At 40.6% G+C, this 1,735-nt stretch carries 2 protein-coding genes; both read left to right on the forward strand.

Going from position 1 to position 1,735, the window contains the following annotated elements; all coding sequences use genetic code 11:
- A partial coding sequence (prfA, locus tag ACFIK8_RS08995; RefSeq protein ID WP_375669222.1) for a peptide chain release factor 1 occupies nt 1–888 on the forward strand: 888 nt, incomplete at its 5' end.
- Nucleotides 885–1,735: peptide chain release factor N(5)-glutamine methyltransferase (prmC, locus tag ACFIK8_RS09000; protein ID WP_375669223.1), on the forward strand; the 851-nt coding region annotated here is incomplete at its 3' end. The genes prfA and prmC, both read left to right, overlap by 4 nt.

A 1,735-nucleotide genomic window follows, 5' to 3' on the forward strand; every position in this document is an offset into this window, starting at 1 on the left:
ATCATCAGCGATAAACTAACAGATGTGGAAATGCGTAACCTTGCCCAAGAAGAGCTGCCACCATTGTTCCAGAAAATGGAAAAACTTGAAAAAGAACTCCAGATACTTCTTTTGCCCAAAGATATTACTGATGAAAAAAGTGCCATTATTGAAATTCGAGCAGGAACAGGTGGATCAGAAGCAGCACTTTTTGTCGGTGATCTTTTCCGCATGTATGAGCGTTATGCCAATGCTTATAACTGGAAAGTTGAAGTCATTTCGCTTAATGAAGGTGAAGTTGGTGGATATAAAGAAATTATTGCTACTATTTCAGGCAAAGGTGTCTTTTCTAAGCTAAAATTTGAATCAGGCGTCCATCGTGTACAACGGGTTCCTGAAACAGAAACAAGTGGACGCATTCATACGTCTGCTGCTACGGTTGCAGTACTTCCAGAAGCTGAAGAAATTGATATTGAAATTCGTCCAGAAGATATTCGCATCGATACAATGCGTGCCTCTGGAGCAGGAGGACAGCATGTCAATACAACCGATTCAGCTGTTCGTATTACGCATATTCCAACAGGAATTATGGTTGTACAAGCAGAAAAATCACAGCACCAAAACCGAGCACGTGCACTCCAAATTTTACGTGCACGCTTATTCGATATCGAACAAAAAAAAGCCGAAAGTGAACGCTCAGCATCCCGTAAAAACCAAGTTGGCTCTGGTGATCGATCAGAACGCATTCGTACCTATAATTTCCCACAAGGACGTGTCACGGATCATCGTATTAATCTCACGCTGTATAAGCTTGACCGCATTCTGGAAGGAGATCTCGATGAGCTTATTAATGCACTCATATCCGATTACCAAACCGCTCTCCTTACTGAAATGGACGGCAATGGATGAACGATTATTCTCTCAAGAGTATCATCCGGCAAACTCAAGAAAAATTGCGCATTCAAAGAATTCCTGAAGCCAATCTTGATGCAAAAATACTTGTTGAATGGATAACAGGTACAAATGCATCTGTCAGAATTCTCCATCCAGATCTCTGCCTATCTTTTGAGCAAATTACACAATTAGAACAAGCTATCCAACGACGTATTAATGGCGAACCTGTCTATCGTATTATTGGAAAACGGGAATTTTATGGTATATCCTTCGCATTATCTCAGGAGACATTAGAACCACGCCCTGACACAGAAACACTGGTGGATCTTGTTTTACCTCTCCTCAAAAAATATGTAGACAAATTAGGAAAAACAACACTGCTTGATATGGGAACAGGAAGCGGCGCTATTGCCATTGCGATTCTTAAACAAATTCCCCAATCCTATGCAACGGCTGTTGATATTTCTAAAGATGCACTTAAAACAGCGATAAAAAACGCAAAAAATGCGAAGGTCATACACCGTTTTACACCTCTTCTCAGTAATTGGTTTGATTCTGTTACAGATCGGTTCGACCTTATTATTTCAAATCCACCTTATATTCCAGAAAAAGATATCAAAAACCTTGCAAAGGAAGTGCGTCTACATGATCCATTGCGTGCACTCATCGGTGGAAAAGATGGTCTTCATTTTTATCGCAAACTCGCTCATGAAGCAAGAAACTACTTAAAAACCAAAGGCTCTTTAGCCGTTGAAATCGGCCACTCTCAAGAAAAAGAAGTCTGCGACTTGTTTGAAAAAAACGGCTTTCAGTTTCTAGAGATGCGCAGAGATTTAAGTGGTATACCCCGTGCACTTCTGTT

Source organism: Bartonella sp. MR168JLCBS, assembly GCF_042194175.1.